The sequence below is a fragment of the Thalassospira sp. ABL2_045 genome (genome assembly GCF_056161285.1).
The window spans coordinates 1-1,800 of the sequence record NZ_JBSWYV010000031.1; the positions used below are offsets into that span (position 1 = coordinate 1).

The 1,800-nt window shown below is 53.7% G+C and carries 2 protein-coding genes; both read right to left on the reverse strand.

Annotated elements, in window-relative coordinates:
• Positions 1-208 (reverse strand): hypothetical protein (locus ACXAIA_RS20580; protein WP_475351002.1); only part of this gene is annotated, 208 nt, incomplete at its 3' end.
• A gap of 198 nt (positions 209-406) precedes the next feature.
• A partial coding sequence (locus tag ACXAIA_RS20585; protein ID WP_475351003.1) for a hypothetical protein occupies positions 407-1,800 on the reverse strand: 1,394 nt, incomplete at its 5' end.

A 1,800-nucleotide genomic window follows, 5' to 3' on the forward strand; every position in this document is an offset into this window, starting at 1 on the left:
GCTCAACCTCCGGCACCAGATCACCGATACCGGGCGGCACAGAAACCGGGATGGCATAACTCGCCTCTCCGCTGGCCGTAACATCAAACTGGCCGGAGAAATCCCCGGAAACCACAGTTTGGGCAGACGCTGACGCAGCCGAAAAACCAATAAATGATAGAGACACAAAAGACGCAATAACCTGCGCCAGTCGGCTGCCTGACAACATCGATATCCCCCGAATATTCCTTATCGACCTGCACAGGCCGCCTATCAATATTCAGAGAGTATGGTTCAATATCAGTACCTTCAACCTATAATATGCAACCTATACTAAGTGGGTGGTGGACTATACTCAACCCCAGACTGTTACTATGGTGTCATGATTGCCAACCCTCACCAGCACCGGCACCAGATACAGAAACAGCTAGTTGTTCGCTACACGACCGCCCCATTCGCCCGGAACCACAAAGTCTATATGGTTGAAACCCGTGAAGGCGTAACCTGCGGGACCGCCTGTGTCGGCTTCAAAGCCTAGCCCACCGCCAGCATAACCACTGTAGCCAGATGTTGATCGACGTCCATCTGGACGATGATAGCATTCAGACACGTGCGATGTGGTACCAGCAGTGCATGTTGCCCCCCCTGAACCATTAGCCCCTTGTTCATATAATGAGCCGGACGTATACCAGCCTGCACCACGGCCTCCATTTCCACCGGAGGCTGTGCATGTCTCCGTCGAAACTTCACACCTCTTGTCGTCACTCGCACCTCTGGTCTCATACCGTGTTCCAGAAATTGACCGACTACCTCCTTTAGAACCAGCACCACCACCGGAATATATTCTCCCATAGTTGTAGAGCTTTAACGGAACACTGATCGACAGGGCGTGCCCGCCGGTACCGCCGTTAGGAGAACCATAGCGACCAATGATATCACCACGATTAACAAGGATTGCTGTCGATCCCTCCGGCAAGCCATCAAAGCTCATGGCATAGCTGCTGGTAGAACTTCCGCCAACAACGATGTCCTGTTCGACTACAACCTTTACACTTGTCGGGGTCGCACCATCCCAACCTGCTGCAGTCAGTTCTGACAAGACGACGTAATTCTCGGTATGAGCGGAAATCGTCAGGAGATAGTCGGCATCTTCGACCGGATCCGTATTGCCGTCATCAGGTGCTGGTGAGGCATCATCGATCACACGTCCTGACCAAAGTCCCGCATGGGCGAAGGTTACCAATCGGTAAGCATTGAATGCTATACCAGCCTCTCCTCCGGTCGGATTAGCAGGACCACCAAATGCTCCTCCTGCGGATCCACTCCCTCCACTGGTATATGATCTGCCATCAGGGAATGTGTGGCACTCACTCACGTCAGATGACGTACCCGCTGTGCAGCTTGCTCCAACACTTCCTGACACCGATGAACTGTAAAATGCCCCTGTGCTATACCAACCAGCTCCTCGTCCCCCATTACCGCCTGACGCGGTGCACGTCACATTGTATGTAACTTCGCATCTCTTATCGTCGTGCCCACCTGCTGTCCTATAACTTGTTCCGCTTGCACTTCGACTCCCACCCTTAGAGCCCCCGCCACCCCCGGCATAGATGACACCATAGTTTGCCACCGACAGCGGGATATCGGTCTTTACCGCATGGCCGCCATTGCCGCCATTCGCCGTCCCGTAATAGCCAACTATGCTGCCATTGTTGTGAAGCGTCGCCTTAGAGCCCTCCGGCAGCCCCGTGAAGTCTATCGCATAGGCACTCGCACTGTTTGAGCCAATAACAACGCCTTCATCAACCGTGACCGTTACCT